This window comes from Kribbella sp. ALI-6-A (assembly GCF_001984195.1).
GTDB lineage: Bacteria > Actinomycetota > Actinomycetes > Propionibacteriales > Kribbellaceae > Kribbella.
In genome coordinates this window covers 794,409-817,615 of sequence record NZ_MTQN01000011.1, presented here as the reverse complement: position 1 = coordinate 817,615, position 23,207 = coordinate 794,409, and the positions used below count along the sequence as shown (strand labels likewise).

General features: G+C 70.4%; 23 protein-coding genes. 10 read left to right on the top strand and 13 right to left on the bottom strand.

The window, feature by feature from the left end:
* Positions 1-19: 19 nt before the first annotated feature.
* The 9 genes from BWI15_RS24360 to BWI15_RS24315 form a co-directional block, all read right to left on the bottom strand.
* Entirely contained in the window at positions 20-1,258 is a 1,239-nt protein-coding gene (locus BWI15_RS24360) for an ATP-grasp domain-containing protein (RefSeq protein WP_077016768.1), read from the bottom strand.
* 12 nt (positions 1,259-1,270) lie between these two features.
* Complete coding sequence (locus BWI15_RS24355; RefSeq protein WP_077016767.1) at positions 1,271-2,557, bottom strand: MFS transporter; 1,287 nt, start codon at positions 2,555-2,557, stop codon at positions 1,271-1,273.
* On the bottom strand, positions 2,554-3,819 hold the full coding sequence (locus tag BWI15_RS24350) for an ATP-grasp domain-containing protein (protein ID WP_077016766.1): 1,266 nt from the start codon (positions 3,817-3,819) through the stop codon (positions 2,554-2,556). The genes BWI15_RS24355 and BWI15_RS24350 overlap by 4 nt, the downstream gene beginning before the upstream one ends.
* A 1-nt stretch (position 3,820) precedes the next feature.
* Positions 3,821-4,198, bottom strand: a complete 378-nt coding sequence (locus BWI15_RS24345; protein WP_143465798.1) for a hypothetical protein — start codon at positions 4,196-4,198, stop codon at positions 3,821-3,823.
* Entirely contained in the window at positions 4,195-6,606 is a 2,412-nt protein-coding gene (locus tag BWI15_RS38465; RefSeq protein ID WP_083750975.1) for an FAD-dependent oxidoreductase, read from the bottom strand. The genes BWI15_RS24345 and BWI15_RS38465 overlap by 4 nt, the downstream gene beginning before the upstream one ends.
* A gap of 4 nt (positions 6,607-6,610) precedes the next feature.
* Entirely contained in the window at positions 6,611-7,975 is a 1,365-nt protein-coding gene (locus BWI15_RS24330) for a class I tRNA ligase family protein (protein ID WP_077016765.1), read from the bottom strand.
* A complete protein-coding gene (locus BWI15_RS24325) occupies positions 7,968-8,375 on the bottom strand; it encodes a cupin domain-containing protein (protein WP_083750974.1) in 408 nt (135 codons plus the stop codon). The genes BWI15_RS24330 and BWI15_RS24325 overlap by 8 nt, the downstream gene beginning before the upstream one ends.
* A gap of 310 nt (positions 8,376-8,685) precedes the next feature.
* Positions 8,686-9,096, bottom strand: coding sequence for a ferritin-like domain-containing protein (locus tag BWI15_RS24320; RefSeq protein ID WP_077016763.1), 411 nt, complete (start codon positions 9,094-9,096; stop codon positions 8,686-8,688).
* Entirely contained in the window at positions 9,093-9,641 is a 549-nt protein-coding gene (locus BWI15_RS24315) for a cell division protein FtsK (protein WP_077016762.1), read from the bottom strand. The genes BWI15_RS24320 and BWI15_RS24315 overlap by 4 nt, the downstream gene beginning before the upstream one ends.
* Positions 9,642-9,785: 144 nt before the next feature.
* Here BWI15_RS24315 and rimP point away from each other — a divergent pair, with 144 nt between their 5' ends.
* The 6 genes from rimP to truB all read left to right on the top strand — a co-directional run bounded on the left by rimP (position 9,786) and on the right by truB (position 16,481).
* Positions 9,786-10,310, top strand: coding sequence for a ribosome maturation factor RimP (rimP, locus tag BWI15_RS24310; protein WP_077016761.1), 525 nt, complete (start codon positions 9,786-9,788; stop codon positions 10,308-10,310).
* Complete coding sequence (nusA, locus tag BWI15_RS24305) at positions 10,310-11,302, top strand: transcription termination factor NusA (protein WP_077016760.1); 993 nt, start codon at positions 10,310-10,312, stop codon at positions 11,300-11,302. Before rimP ends, nusA begins: the two co-directional genes overlap by 1 nt.
* Positions 11,303-11,346: 44 nt before the next feature.
* Positions 11,347-11,625 carry a YlxR family protein gene (locus BWI15_RS24300; RefSeq protein WP_077016759.1) on the top strand — a complete coding sequence of 93 codons (279 nt, stop codon included), beginning with the start codon at positions 11,347-11,349 and terminating at the stop codon, positions 11,623-11,625.
* A gap of 179 nt (positions 11,626-11,804) precedes the next feature.
* Positions 11,805-15,038, top strand: a complete 3,234-nt coding sequence (gene infB, locus BWI15_RS24295) for a translation initiation factor IF-2 (RefSeq protein WP_077016758.1) — start codon at positions 11,805-11,807, stop codon at positions 15,036-15,038.
* Between the two features lie 119 nt (positions 15,039-15,157).
* Positions 15,158-15,595 carry a 30S ribosome-binding factor RbfA gene (gene rbfA, locus BWI15_RS24290; protein ID WP_077016757.1) on the top strand — a complete coding sequence of 146 codons (438 nt, stop codon included), beginning with the start codon at positions 15,158-15,160 and terminating at the stop codon, positions 15,593-15,595.
* The gene (truB, locus tag BWI15_RS24285) at positions 15,576-16,481 is read left to right on the top strand and encodes a tRNA pseudouridine(55) synthase TruB (protein ID WP_077016756.1); all 906 of its coding nucleotides are present in this window, start codon (positions 15,576-15,578) and stop codon (positions 16,479-16,481) included. The genes rbfA and truB overlap by 20 nt, the downstream gene beginning before the upstream one ends.
* Here the strand turns inward: truB and BWI15_RS24280 are convergent.
* Positions 16,478-17,641, bottom strand: coding sequence for a PEP/pyruvate-binding domain-containing protein (locus tag BWI15_RS24280; protein WP_077016755.1), 1,164 nt, complete (start codon positions 17,639-17,641; stop codon positions 16,478-16,480). The genes truB and BWI15_RS24280 overlap by 4 nt on opposite strands.
* A gap of 75 nt (positions 17,642-17,716) precedes the next feature.
* The gene (locus BWI15_RS39490) at positions 17,717-18,163 is read right to left on the bottom strand and encodes a class F sortase (RefSeq protein ID WP_269087190.1); all 447 of its coding nucleotides are present in this window, start codon (positions 18,161-18,163) and stop codon (positions 17,717-17,719) included.
* 91 nt (positions 18,164-18,254) lie between these two features.
* Here BWI15_RS39490 and BWI15_RS40485 point away from each other — a divergent pair, with 91 nt between their 5' ends.
* Entirely contained in the window at positions 18,255-18,386 is a 132-nt protein-coding gene (locus BWI15_RS40485) for a hypothetical protein (protein WP_269087192.1), read from the top strand.
* 79 nt (positions 18,387-18,465) lie between these two features.
* Here the strand turns inward: BWI15_RS40485 and BWI15_RS40480 are convergent, their stop codons facing one another.
* Positions 18,466-19,701 (bottom strand): ice-binding family protein, encoded by a 1,236-nt coding sequence (locus BWI15_RS40480; protein ID WP_077016754.1) that lies wholly within the window; start codon positions 19,699-19,701, stop codon positions 18,466-18,468.
* A gap of 393 nt (positions 19,702-20,094) precedes the next feature.
* Here BWI15_RS40480 and BWI15_RS24265 point away from each other — a divergent pair, with 393 nt between their 5' ends.
* The 3 genes from BWI15_RS24265 to BWI15_RS24255 are packed head-to-tail and all read left to right on the top strand — an operon-like array spanning position 20,095 to position 21,968.
* The gene (locus BWI15_RS24265) at positions 20,095-20,454 is read left to right on the top strand and encodes a hypothetical protein (RefSeq protein WP_237771437.1); all 360 of its coding nucleotides are present in this window, start codon (positions 20,095-20,097) and stop codon (positions 20,452-20,454) included.
* Positions 20,451-21,074, top strand: a complete 624-nt coding sequence (locus tag BWI15_RS24260) for a transcriptional regulator (protein WP_077016752.1) — start codon at positions 20,451-20,453, stop codon at positions 21,072-21,074. Before BWI15_RS24265 ends, BWI15_RS24260 begins: the two co-directional genes overlap by 4 nt.
* 9 nt (positions 21,075-21,083) lie before the next feature.
* Complete coding sequence (locus BWI15_RS24255; protein ID WP_077016751.1) at positions 21,084-21,968, top strand: NAD-dependent protein deacetylase; 885 nt, start codon at positions 21,084-21,086, stop codon at positions 21,966-21,968.
* A gap of 99 nt (positions 21,969-22,067) precedes the next feature.
* Here the strand turns inward: BWI15_RS24255 and BWI15_RS24250 are convergent, their stop codons facing one another.
* Complete coding sequence (locus tag BWI15_RS24250) at positions 22,068-23,123, bottom strand: SGNH/GDSL hydrolase family protein (RefSeq protein ID WP_077016750.1); 1,056 nt, start codon at positions 23,121-23,123, stop codon at positions 22,068-22,070.
* Positions 23,124-23,207 lie beyond the last annotated feature (84 nt).

Here is a 23,207-nt window from a genome sequence, read left to right as displayed (position 1 = left end):
CCGAGTCCCGCGCGCGGTCCTACGGTTCGTCGATGACGATCGCGGCCTCCATCTCCAGCACGCGGTGGTAGTCGTCGTCGAGAGTCTGCGGGTCGCTGTGAATCAGGATCACCCACGCCAGGCAGGTGAACAGGTCCACGGTTTCGGGCACCACGGCGTCCTCGTCGTGCAGGATCTTCATCCAGTGGAACGACTTCAGCGACTCGATGCCGTCGAAGACCTCGCGGTTGCGGAAGTAGCCCTCGCGATAGGCCGAGACGAAGATGCCGCGCAGGTGCTGGACCAGGTCGAAGCTGTCCTGGACCTCCCCGCGGACGCGGTGCGCGACGGTCCGCTTGATGTGGTTGTCGCCCGTGGCCAGTTCGCTGACCATCTGGTGACCGCCGCCGGCGGGCCGCGCGGCGACCTCGATCAGCCGCGGGCCGTCCGCGGTCATCATCACCTCGGCGTGCCCGCACCCGGTGCGGATGCCGACCGCGTCGAGCACCTGCTGGGTGTACGGCCACAGTGCCAGCACTTCGGGATCGTCGGCGGCGAGGAAGTCGATCCGGTGGTAGATGCCGATCTTGTCGCCCCGGCTGATCTTGGTGTAGCGGCACACGTCGACCAGCGAGTGCTTGCCGTCGACGGTGTAGCTGTCGACCAGGTACTCGGTGCCCTCGGCGTACTCCTGGATCAGGACGGCGTCGTTGGTCAGGCCCATCTTGTTGATCCGCCCGAGCACCCGGTCGAACCGCTCCCGCCAGTCGCCGTCCTCGAATACGACGTACACCTCGTCGCCGGCGGCGCTCTTCGGTGGCTTGATCACCAGCCGCCGGCCGAGCAGGTCGTTCTCCTTCAGCCAGCGCTCGGCCTCGGCCGGGTCCGCGGTGCGCACCTGCCGCAGCCGGGGAACCCCCGCGCGGCGGAGCGCCTCGGCCATCTCCCACTTGTCGCGCCGCGCGGACGCGAGCTCCGGCACGTTGCCGGTGCCCGGGACCAGGATTTCGATCAGCTGGTCGCACAGCTCGACGCCGCTCTCGGCACCGGGGATCAGGTACTCCGGCTCGTAGCGCCGAAGCTCCTCGGCCAGTGCGGCCACGTCCCCGGTGAAGTAGTGCACGTGCTCGAAGTCGTCCGGATGCCAGCTGGTGGTGTACGCCGGCGGCGGTTCCGGACCGCTGAGGACGGCGACCGGGATCCGCCCGGCCTCCTTGAACGCGGCAGGGTATTCCTGCCCGGTGGACAACGGGTCCACGATGATCGTGTAGTCAGACATGAAGAACTCCTTCTACGAGCTCTCGCTCGGCAACGGTTCGGCGACTCCGACGGTGTCCACCGCGGCCGGCGGTTCCTCCGCGGCCTCGGGTTTGCCGGGCATTCCGAAGTAGGCCAGGACGACACCGACCGCGCCGGCGAGTCCGCACCACAGCCACACCTGGGTCCCGGAGTTGTTCCAGACCCACACACCCAGGAACGGGCCGAGCGCGGAGCCGAGACCGAACATCGCGTGCGCGGAGCCGACGTACCGGCCCAGCAGGTGCGGCGGCGCGGCCATGCCGGGGTAGGCGAACATGGTCGGTCCGGCGATGATCTCGGCCAGCGTCCACAGCAGGGTGCCGACCACGAAGATCGCTACTCCGCCGGGCAGCGCGTAGAACGCCAGACCGCCACCGAGCAGGATGAACCCCGCGATCACCACCAGCTTGGCGGGCCAGTGCTGGACCACCTTGGTGACCAGCAGCTCGCAGGTGATCACGATGAACCCGTTCAGCGCGACCACCGCGCTGAACCACCAGGTCGACAACCCGTCGGCCTTCATGTGCAGCGGAAGCACCGCGAGGTACTGCATGTAGATCGCGGCGTTGATGAACATGCAGACCAGGAACAGCACGTACTTGTAGTCCCGCAGCACGGTGAGGTAGTTGCCGCGGTCGGCGGGTGCGTCCTGCACCTCGCCTTCCTCGGCCGCCTCCGTCGCCGTGGACCGCCGCTTCGGCAGCGCGATGATCGCGACGGCCGCGTAGGCCAGCGCGGCCAAGGCCTCGCCGATGAACAGCAGGTCCCACGAGACGGCGACCAGGGCCGCACCGACGAGCGGTGCGGCCGTGGCTCCGACGTTCATCGTCAACCGGTAGACCGCGAAGATCATCACCTGGCGGTGCTTCGGGGTCAGCTCGGTCAGCAGTGCCGCCGAGGCGGGCCGGTAGAACTGCCCGACCGCTCCGGCCAGCGCGACGACGACGAGGATCGCGGTGTAGCTCGGCACGTAGGCGATCGCCAGCACGAAGCCGGCCATGCCGAACATGCTGATCAGGACGGCGGCCCGGGGCCCGATCTTGTCCGACAGCGAGCCGCCGACGATCAAACCGATCACCGTGCCGCCGCCGTACACGCCGAGCGCCGTACCGGCTTGGACGTCGCTGAAGCCCTTCGAGGTGGTCAGGAACAGCACCAGGAAGACCTGCAGGAACCAGCCGAGCTTGTTGACGAAGTTGCCGATCAGCAAGGCCTTGACCGCGACGGGCGCTTCCCGGATGGTCACCCAGATGCCGGTGTCCTCCGTGGTTTCGGTCATGACGCCGCCTCCTCCGGCTCTTTCACCTTGCCGGACCAGCGCAGCGCCTTCTCCGCCGCGTCGAGTCCCGCCCGGCAGTCGTCCAGCGAGGTGGCCACCACGGTCGCGTACGCGATCCGGCCCCACAGCGTGCCTTCCGGCGGGGGACTGGTGGTCTGCCCGGCTTCCATCAGCGGGACCAGCTGGTCGATCGTGGCCGGCAGGTCGGTCGCGTCGAACTCCACCGAGTCCAGCACGGTGTCGTTCTCGTCGACGTAGAAGAACCGCACCCCGCCGACCATCGTCCGGTCCGGGACCAGCTCCGGCGCGCGCCCGGTGGCGACCGCCGCCGCGGCCAGCCCCGGGTCGGCACCGGTCGCCTGCAGCCCGAGGTAGGGGATCATGTCGCCGCCGATCCGGGCGTTGATCTCGATGACCTTCGGGCCGTCGGCGGTCATCATGATCTCGGTGTGCGTGATGCCGTCGGTGAACTCGATCGCCGCGTGCGCGGCGGCGAGCACCTGGAACAGCTGCTCGTCGGCCAGCAGCGGGTCGGCCGCGTCGACGAAGTGCCCGATCTCCTCCGCGTACGGCGGGTAGCCGATCTCCTTGCGGGCCAGACAGAACGGCGCCACCTGGCCCTGGTACACGGCCGAGTCGATGCTGATCTCGTAGCCGTCGGCGAACTCCTCGACCAGCACCTTGACGTCGTAGTGCGGCGCCTCGGGCACCGTCGTGTCGTGCGCGAAGGCCCAGTTGGCCTTCAGCTCGTCGGCCGAGTTCACCTTGACCACGCCGAGGCTGGCCGCCAGCGCGCGGGGCTTGAGGATCACCGGGTAGCCGAGCTTCTCGGCGGTGACCAGCGCCTCGTCGACGGTGTCGACGAGTACGGACTCCGGCTGCGGCACGCCCTGCGCGGCGAGCGCCGTCCGGGTGAGGTGCTTGTCGCGGCAGCGGTTGATCATCGCGACGTCTCCGCCGGGCAGGCCGAGTGCCTCGGCGACGTGGGCGGTCTGCAGGATCCGCGCCTCGTCCCAGCAGAGCACGCCGTCGATCGGCTGCTCGGCGTGCAGCTTCTGCGCGGCCATGACCAGGGCCTCGGCGTCCAGCGTGGTCTCCAGCACGGTCCACGCCTCGATATAGTCCTTCTCCCAGGTCGGCTCGGCGTGCAGGAACATGTGGATCCGGTACTGCGGCGCGATCGAGCGCAGGATGTACTCGCGGAACAAGCGCATCCCGGTCGCCACCACGAGCAGGTGCGGACGTTCGGTGGTCGGATTCATCTCAGGCCTCCCGGACCGGAGCGGGGATCTGCTCGATGTAGGTGACGCCGCTGCTGCCGTCGCTGCGACGGAAGTGGTCGGCGATCCGGATGTTGCCCCGGGCATCGAACTCGGGGATGCTGACGCACTCGCCGCTGACCACCTCACCGGCCACGGTGAGCAGGCTGTAGGCGGCGCGGATCGAGCCGTCGTCCTGCAACTGCCCGACCAGCCGGCCGAAGCGCAGCGTGCCGCCGGCGTAGAACTCGGCCCAGACCAGGTCGTGGTCGCGGTGGTACTGCCCGTACGGCGCACCGCCGGCCGGGTCGTCGACCACCAGCCGGAACCAGACGCCGTCGACGTCCGGCACCAGCGGGTGCTCGGAAGCGGCGGCGGTCACCACTGCACCGCGCACAGCTCGTCGGAGATCGGGTAGATCTCCCGGTCGAACATCGAGTTCAGCACGATCGCGGCCCGGACCGGCAGCTGGGTCAGCCCGGCGTTGGTCAGGCCGTGGCTGTACCGGCTGGCGTTGAACGAGTAGATCCGGTGGCCGTTCATGCCCTTCCAGCGCACCGAGTAGTCGGGCTCGACCAGCATCTCGCCGTCGTCGTCGTAGTCGATCCGCTCCCGCAGGTCGTCGCTGAACGGCGCCTGCACGTGCTCGCGGCCGGCGGCGACCACCACGTGCCGGACGTCGTGCTCCTCCGGCGCGGCGACCGTCGAGCAGCGCAGCCGCAGCATGCCGTCGGCGAGCAGCTCGGACGACGTGACGTCACGGCCCGGCAGCAGCGTGACCGGGAACCGGCCCAGCGTCAGCAGCCCGTCGTAATTGGCCTGGTACAGCGCCCGGAGCCCGCCGGGGGTGATCGCGTCGCCGCTGTAGCGGGAGTCGACGATCATCTCGCGGCGCTTGGTGCGGGTCAGGCCCTGCAGGTACTCGATGTGCGACGGCCGGTACAGCTCGTTGGCCATCGGCGAGTCGTCGATGCTACGGAACCACTGGTTGCGGCCGAGCCAGCGGATGTCGGTGAACCCGGAGCCGAGCAGGCGCAGCACGCACTCCAGACCGGTCTGGCCGCCGCCGACGACCGCGACCGGGTCCGCCTTGTGAGCCTCGAGGTCGGGCATCCGGACACCGAGCTCGTCGGCGATGAAGGCCCGGCCGGACGGCAGGTCGCGCACGTAGTCGGGCCAGACCGGCCGGGTCCCGAGGCCGAGCACCAGGTGCTCCGACACCGCGACCGGCGTACCGTCGACGGACACCTCGAAGCCGTCGTCGGTGATCGCGATCGAGTCCACCCGGGAGCTGAAGTTCACCACGCCGAGCCGCTCGGTGGCCCAGGCGAGGTAGCGCTCGTACTCGATCCGGGGCAGCGAGTCGAACTGGGAGTTGATCAGCGCGTACAGCCGCCCGGAAGTGACCAGGTAGTTCAGGAACGTCAGCTCGTGCCGGGGGTCGACCAGCGACACCAGGTCCTTCATCCACCCGGTCTGCATCCGTACGCCGGGGTAGAGCAGCGGCGTGTGCCAGCCGGCCACCGGCCGGGAGTCGAACAGCGCCAGCCGCTCGGTGGTGACGTTCTTGTACAGGGCGGCCAGCGAGAGGTTCGACGGCCCGGCTCCGATCCCGATCGTGTGGTAACGGGTCAGGCTGGTGGTCGGCGTGCTTCGTCTGGTGCCGGGTTCCATGATGGTCATGCGCTTGTTCTCCGTCCGCGAAGTGGTGGTGCGCGTGTACTCACCGGTGGCCAGTGGCCCGAGCAGATCGCTCGCGGCCGTCCGGCTCGCGGCCAGCGCGGTTTTCACGCTGCCGCCGGACCCACCGGTGAAGGTGAAGAGCCGATGTGTGCTGCCGAGCACCGACCACAGGGTCAGGACCGGCGGATCGGCGTAACAGTCGGCGTTGGTGACCGTGTGCGCGGTCTCCAGCAGCCGAAGGTGCGGCAGTCGCTCGCCCGCGAGCCGGACGGCCTGGGCCGTCAGGTCGGGCAGCGGCGCGCTGCTGCCGGGTGGGACGGACCAGCGGTGCGTGTCGACGCCCAGCAGCAGACCGCCGTCTGCCGTCGGGCGCCCGTACAGGTCGCTGGTCTCGTCGACGAACATGGTCGGGAGAGCTCCCGCCACGCGGTGCACGGCGACCTGGATCGCCTTCGTCCGGTACGGCTCGGCCGGCAACGCGTTGCCGGTGAGCAGCCCGGGCGTCCACGGACCGGCCGCCACCACGACGACGTCGTACCGGGCAGTGCCGCTGGGTGTGCGGCAGCTGACCGAGCCGTCGGGGTGCGGGCGCAGTCCGAGCACAGGGCCGGTGACGACCCTGCTGTTCTCGGTGCGGGCCAGCTGGTCGATCACCAGGGTCCGCAGTTGGTCGGGCCGGATGAATCCGGCCCGCTTCTCCAGTACGCCGACCGTCCCGTCCGGCAGCCCGCGCCAGCCGAGGCGGCGCAGCGTGCTCCCGTCGACGAGTTCAGTGGAGCCGGGGTGCGCGTGCTCCACCTCGGCGACGGCGTCCTCCAGCCCGGCGTACCCGTCGAGCAGGTACGTCGAACCGGTCTCGGTGTATCCGGCCCGGTCGAGCAGCCCGGGTGTCTCGAACAGCTCGGCCAGGCTCTCGACCGCGAGCCGGCGCTGCTCCGGATGAGTCTCGAAACCGCGAACCCCGCCGCCCGACGCCGCTGTGGCGTCCGGCCCCGGTACGCCGGTGACGAGGTCGACCGCCACCGCCGGGCCGGTGCCCGAGTGGTTGCTCAGCCGCCAGGCCAGCAGGGTGCCGGCGATTCCGGCACCGATCACGCAGATCCGCATCGGGCTACTCGTCCGTTCCGGTCAGCGCCGTCCGGAGGTGTCCGGTCTCGCGGACCCCTCCGTCGAGCAGCCGCAACAGGCTGCGCGCGGCCAGTGCCGGGTCGAAACCGGCCGGGCGCAAAGCGGCCTCGCCCCGGGCCAGTTCCCGCTCGGCGAGCGCTGGATCAAGCGTTTGACGCGGCAGTGGCCGGTCGGCGAGCAACGATTCGGCCTGGTCGGCGAAGACGCGAAAAGAATTCCAGGTGAAATCACTGCGATAACGGTCCGGACGGTCCCAGGCGAGGAACAAACGAACGATTGACGGGTCTTCCTTCTGCAACAGTTCGTTCGCCCAGACGGCGTGATTGCGGCTGGTCGAGAACTTCTCGCCGTCGAGGGTGTAGAACTCGTTCACGACCAGGCCGGAAAGCGGCAATTCAGCCATTCCGCAGGCCGCCCACAGCGCCTGCCAGTACACGGCGTACCAGTAGGCGTTGTCGAGCCCGAGGAAGTGCCACAGCGAGTCCACCCGGCCGAGGGCGGCCAGATAGCCGGGCAGATCGGTGGCCGCCGGATCGACCGCGCGGGCGATGTTCGCCAGGTCGGTGAGTGCCACCTCGGTGTACGGACCGATCCGTAGGCCGGTCAGTGCCCGGTCGCCCTCGATGCCCCAGTTGGTCGGGTAGGCCAGCGCGATCTCCGGCAGCCCGGCCGCCAGTTGCCGCCCGATCAGCGCCCGGACGGCGGGTGGCAACTGGGCCCGGAGCCAGACCGAGGTCAGCGTTTCGCGGTAGTCCTCCATCCGCAGGACGGGCACGGTCGCCTGGAACGGGCGGGGCGCGCCGCCACAGCGGCCGCAGACCGGATCGACCATGGTCTCGACCTGGGTGAAGGCACCGCACTGCTCGCACGCCCCACCGGCGGCCGGCGCGTGACAGCCCCCGCAGAGCCCGCTCAGGTAGGACTCGTGCAGGGTCCGGCCGCAGTCCTCGCAGGCGAACAGGGTGACCTCGCGCAACGGGGCCGCACCGCTCACGACCAGGTGGTTCATCAGGTCACGGATGACCGGCGCGTGCTCGTCGGACAGCGGGTCGCTGAAGCGGTCGTAGCCGATTCGCGCCTGCTGGTAGGTCTCCTGGATGCCGGCCCGGAAGTCCGCGAGCATCTCGCCGACGTCGAGACCCTCGAGTTCGGCACGGGTCAGGACGTAGTTCTGGTGTACGTCGAGGCCGGTGGTGACCACGACCCGCTCGCCGCGGGCCCGCGCGGCCCGGGCGGCGATGTCGGCCGCGAGATAGGGACCGGACAGGTGGCCGACGTGCAGCGGCCCGTTCGCGGTCGGCTGGGGAAAGGTGAAAACCGTGACTGACTCCGCGGCCGGATCAGTCATGGCCGGCCGTCACGGTCAGGGCCGGTCCGGCGGCCTGCTGGGCGAGCGCGCCGGCCGCGGCGGCCGCCGCTTCGGGATACCAGTAGGCGCTGAACACGGTGAGCACCTCGTCGGCGGAGCGGTTCTGGACGACGTGCGCTTCCGAACTGTCCAGCAGGAACGCGTTGCCGTGCGGGACCTCGATCTCGGTGCCGCCGGCCAGGACGTGCGCCGTACCGGCCACGACGATCGACAGTTCGAGCTCGGGGTGCTGGTCGATCGGGCTCTCGTCGCCCGGCGGGACCGAGTACCACATCGCCTGGAAAGGCATCGTGGCGCCGAGGCCGTACTGCTCCCAGCGGACCACGCGAAGATCGTTCACGAAGAGGCTTTCGCCGGTGGGTAAGTCGAATGTACGCATGCTTCACTACCCTCCGTAACCGCGTGTGCGCGCGGCTCGAGAAGTTGTGGAAATGAAGGTACGGACCAGACGCTTGAATTCAGCCTTGGTGAGCACCCGGCTGTACGCGGCGGCGTACGGCGAGGTGAAACCGGCGACCCCCCAGTCTCCGTGACCGGAAATATAGGGAAGGTCACGCTCGGAGTAAAGGGGAGTACACAACGAATTGCTCAAAACGCGTAACCGCACCGGAAATCATTCGTTACGCGCCGGAATCGACCGCATTCTGTGCCGGACCGGGCACACAAAGCGATCGGTTGGTTGAAGCTGGTCAGACCTGGCCGGGGAAGGCGGCCGGACGGCCGCCCCAGCCGAGCTGGTCACGTGCGGTCGCGATCAGCGCCTGGACCGCGAAGGCCCGGGTCCGGTCCTGCTCGGCGGCCTCGACCAGGTCGCCGTACACCGCGGTCAGCCGGCGCTCGATGCCGAGGATCAGCGCCGCGGCGGTGGCCGCGTTGGTGACCGGCTGAGGCAGGTCGTACGCCGGTTCGGCCGCGGCCGGGGTCTGGCCGCTCTCGACCAGCAGCGCCGCGAGCTGGTCGCGGCGGGACCGGTGCCGCTCGTACAGCGTGGTCGCCGCCCGGAACCGGGCGCCGCTGAGCTTGCCCCCGGCAACGCCCACGCCGTACAGGGCCGCGTGCTCACCGGCGATCGCCGCCTGCAGCGCTTCGACCTCCGTCATCGGGTGACCTTCTTCGCAGTGAGCGAGGCCGCGAGCTGGCTCTCCGAGGCGGCGATCATCGCCAGCGCTCGCGCGGCCGGGCCGGTGAGCTTGCCGGCCGCAGTGGCGTGAGCCACGGACAGCCGCTGCTCACGGGATGCGAGATCGGCCAGCACTGCGGCCGATGCCTTCGGTAGCGGCGGGAGCTTGCCGGGCTGGGGTGGCTCGAAGTCGCCGAGCTCCTTCAGCTTCGCGACATGAGCGGCGTGGCTCTGCACCGCGATCGCCAGCTGTCCGCGCAGAGCAGGGACGGACTGGCCGGCCTGACTGACCCGCAGAGCCAGCTGCTGGATCTGCGTGGCCGCGGTGGTCAGCGCGGCGACCACCTTCGGGTCGGTGCTCGGCTCGGGCGCCTGCACCTCGCCGTCCGGGCCGGTCGACGCGCCCGGCGTACCGGCGTCCGGCTTGTCGTCGTCGCACCCGGTGGCCAGGGCGGCGGCACCCGCCACCACGACGGCGGTCCGGAGCGCGGTACGGCGCGACAGGCGGTGGGGATCGATCGGCACGGCCGAAACCCTATCCGCTCGGCGGCTCGGCCGGGGCGCGGTCGAGCCGTTGGTGAGAACAAGGTCGCGGGCCGGATAAGGTGGGCTACTGCCCTGCGAATCGGGGCACGACGGGTGCACAACTGGAGAGAGGCAGGTTTACCTGTGAGCCGAAGGACTGACCACACGGACACCACGAGCCTCGAGAACTTCCTCCGGCCGATCGTCGCGCAGTTCGGCTGCGACCTGGAGGAAGCCGACATCGCTCCGGCCGGCCGTCGCCGGCTGCTGCGCGTGCTGGTCGACCGCGACGGCGGGATCAGCCTGGACGACGTCGCCGAGATCACCCGCGCGATCTCCAAGGCGCTGGACGCCGACGACATCATGGGCGAGGGCGCGTACACCCTGGAGGTCTCCAGCCCCGGTGTCGACCGGCCGCTCACGCAGCCGCGGCACTGGCGGCGCAATCTCACCCGGCTGGTCACGGTCACGCTGCACAGCGGCGACAAGCTGACCGGCCGGATCAAGACGGTCTCCGACGAGGCCGCCGAACTGGACGTCGAGGGCCAGGTCCGCACGGTGCAGTACGCCGACGTGGCCAAGGCCAAGATCCAGATCGAGTTCAACCGGCCTGCCGGCAACGACGAACCTGCCGAGCGCGACGCCGACGGCACGGTGGAGGAGAACTGATGGACATCGACATGGCCGTCCTGCGCTCGCTGGAGCGGGAGAAGGACATCGCCTTCGACGTCGTGGTGGAGGCGATCGAGCAGGCGCTGCTGGTCGCCTACCACCGGACCGAGGGCGCGCAGCAGCACGCCCGCGCCGAGCTGGACCGCAAGACCGGGCACGTGATGGTCTACGCCCGGGAGATGGACGCCGAGGGCAACCTGGTCCGCGAGTACGACGACACCCCGGCCGACTTCGGCCGGATCGCGGCGACCACCGCCAAGCAGGTGATCCTGCAGCGGCTGCGCGACGCCGAGGACGAGGTGCGCTACGGCGAGTTCTCCGGCAAGGAGGGCGACATCGTCTCCGGTGTCGTCCAGCAGGGCCGCGACCCGCGCTCGGTGATGGTCGACCTGGGCAAGATCGAGGCCGTGCTGCCGGCGCCGGAGCAGGTGCCGGGGGAGAAGTACGAGCACGGCTCGCGGCTGCGGGTCTACGTGGTCGGGGTGCGCAAGGGCTTCAAGGGCCCGCAGATCACCGTGTCCCGCACGCACCCGAACCTGGTCAAGAAGCTGTTCGCGCTGGAGGTGCCGGAGATCGCCGACGGCACCGTCGAGATCACCGCGATCGCCCGTGAGGCCGGCCACCGGACCAAGATCGCGGTCCGCACGCTGAACCCGTCAGTGAACGGCAAGGGCGCCTGCATCGGCCCGATGGGCCAGCGGGTGCGCAACATCATGCACGAGCTGCACGGCGAGAAGATCGACATCATCGACCACAGCGACGACCCGGCGACCTTCGTCGGCAACGCGCTGTCGCCGGCGCAGGTCTCCTCGGTCGAGGTCGTGGACGCGGCGACGCGCTCCGCGCGGGTCGTCGTACCGGACTACCAGCTGTCGCTGGCGATCGGCAAGGAGGGGCAGAACGCCCGGCTGGCCGCCCGCCTGACCGGGTGGCGGATCGACATCCGGCCGGATACCGATGTGACTCGTGGGAACGAGAAGGTAGACTGATGTCTCGGTCGGTCGACTGAGTCGTCACCACACCCTGAGGAACTGTGACAGAGACTGCAGACGCGCGCCCCGGAAAGCTTCGGGAGCGCACCTGTATCGGGTGCCGGAAACGAGACAGTCCGACCGGCTTGCTGCGGATGACGGTGTCCGGAGGACGTGTCCTCCCGGATCCCGCGCATCGAGCACCCGGCCGTGGGGCGCACTTGCACCCGATGACCGAGTGTCTCGACCTCGCTGAGCGGCGCAAAGCGTTTCCGCGGGCCTTCAAGGTCCCGGGGCCGCTTGATCTGAGTCTGTTGCGGGCACAGGTCGAGAAGCAGTAGCACCAAGAGCACGACCAAGTGCGGCCGCCCGGCCGCCCACGGCCATGAGCCGTGACGACATGAAGGCGGGTCATCGACTCATGACCACTCGATGAGTGTCGAACGATGAGTGCAATGCGATGAGCATGTACGTCAACTAACGGTCCGCGGCCCCCAAGGCTCGGACCAGAGGGAGAGTAGTGGCAAAGGTCCGGGTCTACGAGCTCGCGAAAGAGCTCGGGGTTACCAGCAAGGTCGTACTGACCAGGCTGAACGACATGGGAGAGTTCGTCCGATCGGCGTCTTCGACGATCGAGGCACCCGTAGTCCGTAGATTGGCGGAGGAGTTCGAGAAGAACCCGCCGAAGAAGCGCGCGGCCAAGAAGGCCGCCGCCAGCACGTCCACCGCACCGCAGGCGACCGCTCCGGTCACCCCTGCGGAGCCCGCCGCGCAGCAGGCAGCCCCTGCCCCCGCGGCACCGGCCGAGCGCGCAGCCGCGCCGGCCGCCGAGGCCGCTCCGGCCCCGGCAGCACCGAAGGCTCCCGAGGTCTCCGCCCCCGCGGCGCAGGCTCCGGCCGCTCCGGTCACCGAAGCTCCGGCCAAGGAGACCAGCGCTCCCGCGGCAAGCGGTGCCACCCCGGCGCCGGCTCGTCCGGGCCCGCGACCTGGCCCCCGGCCCGGTCCGCGGACCGAGGCTCCTGCTGCTCCGGTCGCCCCGGCGACCAGCGAGCCGGCTTTCGAGGCTCCGGCCGCGCAGGCCACCCCGGCGGCTCCGGCCGCTCCGGCTCAGCCCGAGGTTCCGGCCGCTTCGTCGGCTCCGGCTTCTTCCGGCCAGCCGACGCAGGACCCGGCCGCCGAGGCTCCGGCCGCTCGCGCGCCGCGTGAGGACACCCGTCCGGCACCGCGTCCCGGTACGCCGGGCTCCGGTCCGCGTCCGGGTTCGGCTCCCCGTCCGGGTGGCTCGAGCTCCGCGCCGCGTCCCGGTGGTGCCCCCCGTCCGGGTGGTGCTCCGCGTCCCGGTGGCGGTCGTCCGGGTGGTCCCGGCGCCGGTGGACCTGGTGGTCCCCGTCCGGGTGCTCCGCGTCCGGGCAACAACCCGTTCAGCTCGACCCAGGGCATGCAGCGCGGTGGCGCCCGCCCGGGTCAGGGTGGTGGCGGCGCGCAGGCTCCGGCGGGCGCCAGCCCGGCCGGCATGCCCCCGCGCCCGCCGCAGGCTCGCAGCGGCGGCAACGACCGTCCGCGTCCGGGCGGCGTACCGGGTGCTCCCCGGCCGAACCCGGCGATGATGCCGAAGTCGTCGGCCGGCACGTTCACCGGTCGTCCGTCCGCTCCGGCGGGTGGCGGCCGTGGTCGCCCCGGTGGCGGCGGCGGTCCGGGTGGACCGAGTGCCGGTCCGCGCGGTGGCGGCGGTGGCGGTGGCGGCGGTTTCCGTCCCGGTGGTGGCCCGAGCGGTCCCCCCGGTGGTGGCGGCGGTCGTCCGGGCCCGGGCAACCGGGGCCGGGGCGGGACGCAGGGTGCCTTCGGGCGTCCGGGCGGTCCGGCCCGTCGTGGTCGCAAGTCCAAGCGCGCCAAGCGCCAGGAATTCGACAACATGCAGGCTCCGGCCGTCGGCGGCGTGCGCGTCCGGCACGGTAACGGCGAGGTCGTCAAGCTCGCCCGCGGTGCCTCGCTGACGGACTTCGCCGAGAAGGTCGGCGCGGATCCGGCGTCGCTGGTGCAGGTTCTGTTCCACCTCGGTGAGATGGTGACCGCGACCCAGTCGGTCAACGAGGAGACCCTGCAGCTGCTCGGCACCGAGCTCGAGTACGACGTGCAGATCGTGTCCCCGGAGGACGAGGACCGCGAGCTGCTGCAGTCGTTCGACATCGACTTCGGCACCAACGAGGGCGACGAGGACGACCTGGTCAAGCGGCCGCCGGTCGTGACCGTGATGGGTCACGTCGACCACGGTAAGACCAAGCTGCTGGACGCGGTCCGCGAGGCGAACGTGGTCGCCAAGGAGGCCGGCGGCATCACCCAGCACATCGGTGCCTACCAGGTGACCACCGAGGTCGACGGCGTGCAGCGCGCGATCACCTTCGTCGACACCCCGGGTCACGAGGCGTTCACCGCCATGCGTGCTCGTGGTGCGCAGGCCACCGACATCGTCATCCTGGTGGTCGCGGCCGACGACGGCGTGATGCCGCAGACGATCGAGGCGCTGAACCACGCCCGCGCGGCCGGTGTGCCGATCGTGGTCGCGGTCAACAAGATCGACGTCCCCGCGGCGGACCCGACCAAGGTGCGCGGTCAGCTGACCGAGTACGGCCTGGTCCCCGAGGAGTACGGCGGCGACACGATGTTCGTCGACGTCTCGGCGAAGTCCCGGATCAACATCGACGGGCTGCTCGAGAGTGTCGTGCTGACCGCGGACGCGGCGCTCGACCTGCGGGCCAACCCGAACATGCCGGCCCAGGGCATCGCGATCGAGGCGAACCTCGACAAGGGCCGTGGTCCGGTGGCGACCGTGCTGGTCCAGCGCGGAACGCTGCGGGTCGGCGACTCGATGGTGGCCGGTCCGGCCTACGGCCGGGTCCGGGCGATGCTGGACGAGCACGGCGACGCGGTCGACGAGGCCACGCCGTCGCGTCCGGTCCTGGTCCTCGGTCTGACCGCGGTCCCGGGCGCCGGCGACAAGTTCCTGGTCGTCGACGACGACCGGATGGCTCGCCAGATCGCGGAGAAGCGCGAGGCACGGGCTCGTGCGGCGGCCAACGCCAAGCGGCGCGCACGTCGTACCCTCGAGGACTTCATGGCCTCGATGGAGAAGGGCGAGACGCAGGAACTGCTGCTCATCCTGAAGGGCGACGTGTCCGGTTCGGTCGAGGCGCTGGAAGACGCGCTGGTCCGGATCGAGATCGACGACGAGGTCAACCTGCGCGTCATCGACCGTGGTGTCGGTGCGATCAACGAGAACGACGTCAACCTGGCGATGGCCTCGAACGCCGTCATCATCGGCTTCAACGTGCGGCCGGCGGGCAAGGCCGGCGACGTGGCCGAGCGCGAGGGTGTCGACATCCGGTACTACTCGGTGATCTACTCCGCGATCGACGACATCGAGGCGGCCCTGAAGGGCATGCTCAAGCCGATCTACGAAGAGGTCGTGCTGGGCCAGGCGGAGATCCGCGAGATCTTCCGCTCCTCGAAGGTCGGAAACATCGCCGGTTGCTGGGTGACCAGTGGGCTGGTCCGCCGCAACGCCAAGATCCGGTTGATCCGCGACGGTGCGGTGATCGTCGAGAACGGCGAACTGTCGTCGCTGAAGAGGTTCAAGGACGACGCGTCCGAGGTCCGCGAGGGCTTCGAGTGTGGTCTGACGGTGAACAACTTCAACGACATCAAGATCGGCGACATCGTCGAGTCGTTCGAGCTGCGCGAGAAGCCGCGAAGCTGACAAAGAGCCGTCCGCCGGGATCCATCGGTCCCGGCGGACAGCTCGCGGAGTAACGTCCGGAGCGGCGGTGTCACAGCCGCCGCTCCGGACGTTACGTATGAATGAGGGAGTGAGCCCGGATGGGTGAAGCAAGGGCGAAGCAGCTGGCCGACCGGATCCAGGTCCTGGTGGCCGAACTGCTGGAGCGCCGGGTCAAGGACCCTCGGCTCGGCTTCGTCACCGTGACCGACGCCAAGCTGACCGCCGATCTCGGTGAGGCCAGCGTCTTCTACACGGTGTACGGCGGCGAGCAGGAGCGCGCGAGCACGGCGGCCGCGCTGGAGTCGGCCCGTGGGCTGATCCGCAGCGAGGTCGGCAAGGCGCTGGGCCTGCGCCGGGCGCCGAGCCTGGCGTTCTACCTCGACGCGATCCCGGAGACCGCCGGGCAGATCGAGGAACTGCTGGCCAAGGCGCGGCAGGCCGACGCCGAGGTGGCCAAGGCCGCCGCGGGCGCCAAGCCGGCCGGCGACGCCGACCCGTACAAGCGCCGCGAGGACGATGACGACGACGACGAGTGAACCGATCGTTGCCGACGGCATCGTCGTCGTCGACAAGCCGGCCGGGCTGACCTCGCACACCGTGGTCGCCCGGGTCCGGCGACTGGCCGGCACCCGCAAGGTCGGGCACGCCGGCACGCTCGACCCGATGGCCACCGGCGTACTGGTGGTCGGGGTGAACCGGGCGACCCGGCTGCTCGGCCACCTGCAGCTGGCCGACAAGTCGTACGACGCGACGGTGCTGCTCGGGGCGACCACGACCACCGACGACGCCGAGGGCGAGCTGCTCAGCACCGCGTCCCCGCAGGCACTGGCCGCGATCACCACCAAGGCGATCTCGGCGGCGATCGAGCCGTTCCGCGGCGACATCTCGCAGATCCCGTCGAAGGTGTCGGCGATCAAGGTCGACGGCAAGCGCGCGTACGAACGCGTCCGGGCCGGCGAGGAGATCGAGCTCAAGGCGCGGGCCGTCACGATCAGCCGGTACGACGTACGGGAGATCCGGCGGGATGAACAGGGCATCGAGGTCGACATCTCGGTGGACTGCTCGAGCGGGACCTACATCCGCGCGCTGGCGCGGGATCTCGGCGCGGTGCTCGGTGTCGGTGGACACCTGACCGCGCTGCGCCGGACGCGGGTCGGCGGGTTCGACCTGTCCGCGGCGCACACACTGGAGGCGCTCGGCGACAAGTTCGTGCTGCTGCCGATCGCTGACGTCGCCGCGCAGACGTTCGCCCGCTTCGACGCCGATGCCGAGCAGGAGGCCGCCATTCGTACCGGTCGGCCGCTGGCAGGGCTCAAGCTGGACGCGGGGGAGACGGCGATGTTCGCGCCGGACGGGACGTTCCTGGCGCTGTACGCGCCGCACGGTCCGCTGGCCAAACCGAGTGCGGTTTTTGTCGGTTAGCCGACGGTGCCGTGGGTGCCGTCGACGGTGATCGGCTGACCGTCCGCGAAGGCGGTCAACACGGTGGGGATGCCGAGGACGGCGGGGATCCGGCGTTCGCGGGCGACGATCGCCGCGTGGCACAGCCGTCCGCCGGTCTCGGTGACCACTGCGGAGACGACGCCGAACAGGGGTGTCCAGGTGGGATCGGTGAAGCGGCAGACGAGGACGTCGCCGGGTTGGACTCGGCTGAAATCTTCCGGGCCGTGGACTACTCGGGCCGGGCCGGTGGCGGTGCCTGGGCTGCCGGGGGTTCCGCGGAGGAGCGGGGACTCCGGCCGCTCGGCGCAGTCCGCGCCGGCCGCGCGTTCCGCGGCATCCGCCGGGCCGCGCGCGGCGGTGATGGTAGTTGCCTCCAGCAACGGCAGCTCGGCGGTGGCCGGGCGGGCCTGGAGCAGCCAGATCTGGCCGTTCCGCACCGCGAACTCGATGTCCTGCGGCCCGCCGAGGTGAGCCGCGACCTCTTGGCCCAACTGATGCAACCGCTGAAGCTCTTCGTCAGTGAGGCACAGCACCTGTTGCCGATCGGGCGGCACCGAGCTGGTCGCCGGACCGGCCGGTCCGCAATCGATCCGCGTCCGCTTGCCCCCGCAGCGGCGCCCGGCAACGCCTTCCGCGCCGACAGCGAAGGCGTCCGGCGTCACCAGGCCCTGCACCACGCTCTCCCCGAGCCCCCAGGACGCCTCGATCACGCTGTCGCCGCCCTCGACGGTGAACAACACCCCGGCGACGTCGGCGTCGACGTGCTGCTGCACGATCACCGCCATTGACGCGGCCGTCCGGCCGTCGCGGTAGGCGACCGCGCGGTCGGACCAGAGCGACTCCCGGGTCGCCAGAATCTTGTCGATCACCGCCGGCACCCCTTGGACCCCGAGGAAGCTCTCGTACTGCCCGGCAGCCGAAGCGCCCGCCGTGTCCTCGCCCGCAGCCGACGACCGTACGGCGACCGGTCCGTCGCCCAAAGCGGCCAGCCCTTCGGCCACCGCGCCGGTCAGATCCTCGATACCGGCGGGAACCACGAAACCTGCTGGAACCGGAAAGCCCGCGCGGACCAGCACGCCGAGCGCCGCCGCTTTGGGTCCGGCCACCGCGACCGTGGCGTCGGTCAGTGCGACGATCACGCCTACCTCCGGCTTCAACAAACTGTTGACAACAATCCGTTGATGATCGCCGGTTTCGCCGTCCGACGCAAACGGCTACGCGATCAGCTCGGCGAACGCGACCAGGTTGGCCTCGTACTCCTTCGACCTGGGGTCGAACCCGCCACAGGTGATCAACCGCAATCCCGCATGGTCGAGGTCGCCGTACACCGCCGCGCTCGGGAAGCCGGTTTTGGCGTACTGCTGGACCCGGCTCACCCGGAACACCGCCGTCGAGCGGTCCTGCCGCGTCACCGTGACCTTGTCGCCGGGCTTCAGCCGGGAGAGCTTGGCGAAAACACCGGCGCGCCCTGACCAGCGGACGTGGCCCGCGATGACGGCCGGGCCTCGCTCGCCGGGCGTCGGGGCTCCGGTGAACCAGCCGGCCGGAAAGCCGTTCGGCGGGACTTGCAGCGCGCCGTCGGACTGGAGGCCGAGGCGCATCAGGCTCGAGTCCACCCCGATCGCGGGAATGCTCACCCGCGTCGGGGTGGACCTCCGCAGCGGAACCGGCTTTCCGCGTCCCTGACCGGGGGATGATGGCCGGGACGGTTCGGCGGAAGGCTCCGGGCGGAGCTTCGGGGTGGGGTCGGGCTTGGGCTTGGGCTTGCGCGCCGGCGTGCTGCGGTACGGCGTACTGGCGGTGGGCCTGGTCGGGGTGATGACGCTGGTGGTGGGCGCAGCGGTTCCGCTCGTTGCGAGGCCGGTCGCGGGCGGGCCGGGCTGAGTCGGCCCCGTGCCCGACTCAGAGGTACACCCGGTCACCGTCACGACGGCCGTCAGAAGCAGAACCGCTGCGCCGGTCTTCATCGGGCCCCGGAACCGATCCAGCCGAACCACGGTGTGGCCGGCTCGATGAGACACATCGACGCCAGGCCGGACGCGTCACCGGTTCCGACGGGGCCTTCGGGGGTCTCGGTGACCTGCGGCGGCCGGGGGGAGGTCGGCGGCTGCGGCGGGGACGTCGGGGGTGCCGGCGGGCGAGTGGTGGGCGGGGAGCTCGGCGGACTGGACGGCGGGCTCGTCGGGGGTGTGGTGGGCGGCGAGCTCGGCGGAGTCGTGGGCGGTGTGCTCGGCGGTGTTGTGGGCGGTGTCGTCGGGGGTGAGGTGGGCGGAGTGGTCGGGGGTGTTGTCGGCGGGCTTGTCGGAGGCGTTGTGGGCGGTGTTGTCGGAGGTGTGGTGGGGGGCGTTGTCGGCGGCGTCGTGGGAGGAGTCGTCGGAGGTGTGGTCGGGGGTGTCGTGGGCGGAGTGGTTGGCGGTGTGGTGGGCGGAGTCGTCGGCGGCGTGGTCGGCGGCGTCGTGGGGGAGCAGGACGGCTTGGTCAGCGTGTTCGTGTCCAGCGTCACCGACCCGTTGCGGGCCAGCATCCGGCCGACCGCGGTGGCGCCGGTGTTCATCGTGATCGACGTCAGCGCAAGGATCGTCCCGCGGAACTGCGTCGAGGTGCCGATCGTCGCCGAGCTGCCCACCTGCCAGTACACGTTGCACGCGCTCGCGCCGTTGACCAGCACCACACTGCTGCTGGTAGCTGTGGTCAGGCTCGAGCCCGCCTGGAACACGAAGACCGCCCCCGCGTCGCCCTCCGCGTCCAGCGTCAGTGCGCCGGTCAGTCCCAGCGTGGACGCCGAGTTGTAGACCCCTTGGGTCAGCCGCTTGCCGCCCAGGTCGTCGGTGACCGGGATCGGTGGCCCTTCCCCGGCCGCGACGTTGTACGCCGTGACCAGGTCGTCCTTCGCCCCCTGGGTGACCGAGTCGCCCGCGTGGTTGGTGCCGGTGATCGTCATCGTTCCGGTCCCGGTGATCGACGGGTTCGGGAAGCTGCCGATGTCACCGGTCAGCACGGTCGGACCAGTGTTGGTGATCCCGGCCCCGGCCAGGACGACGAAGCTTTCGGCGGTTCCGAGCGGCACCGGTACGGCGGCCGCCTGAGCGGTGCCGCCGGTGGCCAGCAGCCCGCCGGCGGAGACGACGAGCGCTGCCGCGACGGCAAGGGCGCTCAGGCGCAACCGGCCGGCGGCCGTTGCGGAGATGGACGATTTCATGGTCGGTGTCATCCTCAGTCCCTCGATGAGCCGCGGTCCGATCGACTGATCGGCACGGCTTTGTTGCCCCGAGCACATTCGGTCCCGCAGGAGGATCAGCGGACGTCAGAACGACATCTAGCGATCGGGCGGGTCTGGGCCCGGACAGGACATCGGAGACCGCCACGCACGGCAGGATCTTCCATCGTCCTGCCGCCTGGTGGCGTGTTCGCACCCCGTTCGACCGGCGGCGGCCCATCGGGCCGACTGTTGCCGATCACAATCAGTTACTGAAATCTGACCGTAGGTCAGGGATTACGAGCTGTCAACGGCTGGATAGGTGCAGGGGGCAACCAGTACGATTGACCTCAACATTCTGTTGACAACAACCTGTTGATGGTGGACTGTTCGAGGGTGCGAAGCGATGATCACGAGCAGGCCGAGCGGGAGCGCCAGGCGCGCCGCGAGCTGTTGAACCGGGGTGCCGACGAGTTGGAGCGGCGACCGTGGCAGCCGCCACCGGTGCCACCGTCGGCGGTGGACCTCCTCCAGTTCTTCCTCTGGAAGGGCGGCGACCAGGAGGCGGCGCTTGCTGCCCTCCGGCTGCTGCCCGCAGCACGGGCCGAACTCGACCAGTTGGAGACCGGGCTGCTGTTCGCGGCGCGCGGGCTCGGGCTGACCTGGGCGCAGATGGCCCAGGCCTTGGGGCTCAACTCCCCGCAGGCCTGTCAGCAGCGGCTCGATCGGCTGGCAGCGCGTCAGGCGGAGGCATGACCCGGGCGTCGGACCCGGGGCTGCTCGTGCTGCACGCCGTACGGCTGAAGGGGATGGCGGACGTCAGCACGGTCGCGGCCCGCTTCGGCCTCGACCAGGCGATGGCGGACGAGCTGCTGCTCGACTACCAGGCCTACGGCTGGGTGACGTGGAGCGAGTTCGCCGGGACCGGTGGCTGGTCGCTGACACCGGCCGGGCGGGCGGAGAACGAACGACGGCTCGCCGTCGAGCGCAAGGACGCGGGCGACGCCGTACTTCGGGAGGTGTACCAGGAGTTCCTGCCGCTCAACGCGCGGCTCCAGCAGGCCTGCACGGACTGGCAGTTGCGACCGTCCGAGGACGATCCGATGGCGTTCAACGACCACACGGATGCGGCGTGGGACGCCCGGGTCGTCAAGACGCTGACCGCGCTGAGTGTGCGTCTCGACGAGCTGGTCACCCGGCTGTCCGGCGTACTGGAGCGTCTCGGCGGGTACGACGAACGCTTCGCCACCGCGCTCGGCCGGGTGCCGCGCGACAACACCTGGGTGGACGGGTCGGGCAAGGACTCCTGCCACACGGTCTGGTTCGAGCTGCACGAAGACCTGATCGCCACCCTCGCGGTCGAACGCGGTCAGTAGGCTGGAGGTGTGCGTTCCCGACCTACGTTGAGCTGGACACCCGGTCCTGAGGTGCTGGCGCTCGAGCCCGGTACGGCGGACCTCGCGCCGGTGATCGAGGCGGTGGCCGCGGGTGGTGCGGTGGTGCTGTCCGGGGCTGGGATCTCGACCGAGTCGGGCATCCCGGACTACCGGGGTGCGACCGGGAGTCTGCGGACCCACACCCCGATGACGTACGGCGACTTCGTCGGCAGCGAGTCCGGCCGGCAGCGGTACTGGGCACGCAGCCACCTCGGCTGGCGGACCATCGCCCGCGCCGACCCGAACGCCGGCCATCGCGCGGTCGCCACGCTGCAGGCCCGCGGCTACCTCAGCGGCGTGATCACCCAGAACGTCGACGGCCTGCACCAGGCGGCCGGCGCCCGCGACGTGATCGAGCTGCACGGCAACCTCGACCGCGTGATCTGCCTGAACTGCCGCGACACCAGCCCGCGCGAGGAACTCGACCGCCGGCTGCGTGCGGCGAATCCCGACTTCGAGGGCCAGGCGCTGCGCATCAATCCCGACGGTGACGTCGACCTGCCGGAGGAGACCGTGCGGGGGTTCCAGCTGGTTCCGTGCCGCAACTGTGGATCCCCACTGCTGAAGCCCGATGTCGTGTTCTTCGGCGAGAACGTGCCGAAGCCGCGGGTCGAGCGCTGCTACGAGCTGATCGACGAGGCCGAGTCGATGCTGGTGCTCGGCTCGTCCCTGACCGTGATGTCGGGTTTCCGTTTCGTCCGGTACGCCGCGAAGGCCGGCAAGCCGGTGCTGATCATCAACCACGGTCTGACCCGGGGAGACCCGCTCGCGACGCACCGCGTCGACCTGCCGCTGGGCCAGGCGCTGACGGAGCTGACCGAAGCGCTCGGCTGAGCCGGGCTCCACGAGACAGCCCGCGGGCCCAAAAAACCGCCGGGCCGGCCCACGCGTGAAGTGGGCCGGCCCGGCGTCCGCCGTACGGATTGGAAAGGGTCAGCGTTGCGCGCCGGTCCGTAGGCGGTCCAAGTGGGCCCTCGATTGTGCACGGTAGGCCTCCGGCAGGCGGGTCTTCGCGGCCTGGTTGCTCAGCTCGCGCGCCTGCCGCGCGAACCTGGCCTGCTCGGCCGCCGTCACCGTCTGCGGGACGCCGGTGAGCTTCTTGACGGTCAGCGCCGCGACACCGGCCTGACCCTCGAACCGCGGGTGGTAGCTGTAGGCACGGAGCAGGTTGATGTCCTTGCCCTGGATCCAGGCCTGGCCGTTCGGGGCGCAGGCGTCGTGGCCGGTGGACGGGCCGAAGGTGTCGAGGTAGAGCACGCCGGCCGCGGTCGCCGCGTTCTCGACGGCTTTGTTGAGCTCCTGCTCGATCGAGTACAGGTAGCGGTAGTCACCGTCGGCGAACGGAAGGATGGCCGGGCAGGTGCCCTGCTCCGGCGCGATCTTCGGGTAGCCGATCAGGACGACGGTCGCCTGCGGTGCCTTCGCCTTGATCGCCTTGGCGACCTCGGTGATCCGGCCCTGCGTCTTGGCGATGTCGGCCTTCAGCGTGTCCACGCCGTCGACAGTGAAGTGCTGCTTGCACGGCGCGCCGCCGGCGTCGTTGGCGCGCAGCTTCGGGCAGGTGCCGATGATCCGGCCGAACACGCCGAAGTCGTTGCCGCCGATCCCGACCGTGACCAGGTCGGTGTCCGGGGTCAGCGCGTTGAACTGCGGGGGAGCGACACCGAACGGCGTCTTCTGCGGCTGGGTCATGTTGGTGGTGTCGGCGCCACCGCAGCTCACGTCGGTGAAGCGCTGCACCCGCAGCAGACCGGCGAGCAGCTTCGGATAGTTGCTGGTCGAGCGCAGGCAGCCCAGCGAGAGCAGCTCCGGCAGCGGGACCAGCGGCGCGGACGTGTAGGAGTCACCGAGCGCGACGTACTTGCTGTACGCCGCCTTCGGCGTGACGGCGGACCGATCCGGTGCGGCCGCCCGGGCGGGGGCCGTGACGGACAACGCGCCGATCGTGGCGAGCGCGGTGAACGCTGCGACTGCACGGGGAATTCTCACGGGACCTCCGGGATGGGGCAGTGCGGCCCACAGTAGGTTGTGTGACCGGTCGATTACAAGGGGTGATCGGGGACCTGGTGCACC

Excerpts from the sequence above, each read along its gene's own strand:
- BWI15_RS24350 (WP_077016766.1), bottom strand. The coding sequence starts at position 3,819 with ATGAATCCGACCACCGAACGTCCGCACCTGCTCGTGGTGGCGACCGGG.
- BWI15_RS24260 (WP_077016752.1), top strand. The coding sequence starts at position 20,451 with ATGACCCGGGCGTCGGACCCGGGGCTGCTCGTGCTGCACGCCGTACGG.
- BWI15_RS40480 (WP_077016754.1), bottom strand. The coding sequence starts at position 19,701 with ATGAAATCGTCCATCTCCGCAACGGCCGCCGGCCGGTTGCGCCTGAGC.
- BWI15_RS38465 (WP_083750975.1), bottom strand. The coding sequence starts at position 6,606 with ATGCGGATCTGCGTGATCGGTGCCGGAATCGCCGGCACCCTGCTGGCC.
- BWI15_RS24355 (WP_077016767.1), bottom strand. The coding sequence starts at position 2,557 with ATGACCGAAACCACGGAGGACACCGGCATCTGGGTGACCATCCGGGAA.
- BWI15_RS24330 (WP_077016765.1), bottom strand. The coding sequence starts at position 7,975 with ATGACTGATCCGGCCGCGGAGTCAGTCACGGTTTTCACCTTTCCCCAG.
- nusA (WP_077016760.1), top strand. The coding sequence starts at position 10,310 with ATGGACATCGACATGGCCGTCCTGCGCTCGCTGGAGCGGGAGAAGGAC.
- truB (WP_077016756.1), top strand. The coding sequence starts at position 15,576 with ATGACGACGACGACGAGTGAACCGATCGTTGCCGACGGCATCGTCGTC.
- BWI15_RS24325 (WP_083750974.1), bottom strand. The coding sequence starts at position 8,375 with ATGCGTACATTCGACTTACCCACCGGCGAAAGCCTCTTCGTGAACGAT.
- rbfA (WP_077016757.1), top strand. The coding sequence starts at position 15,158 with ATGGGTGAAGCAAGGGCGAAGCAGCTGGCCGACCGGATCCAGGTCCTG.
- BWI15_RS24320 (WP_077016763.1), bottom strand. The coding sequence starts at position 9,096 with ATGACGGAGGTCGAAGCGCTGCAGGCGGCGATCGCCGGTGAGCACGCG.
- BWI15_RS24360 (WP_077016768.1), bottom strand. The coding sequence starts at position 1,258 with ATGTCTGACTACACGATCATCGTGGACCCGTTGTCCACCGGGCAGGAA.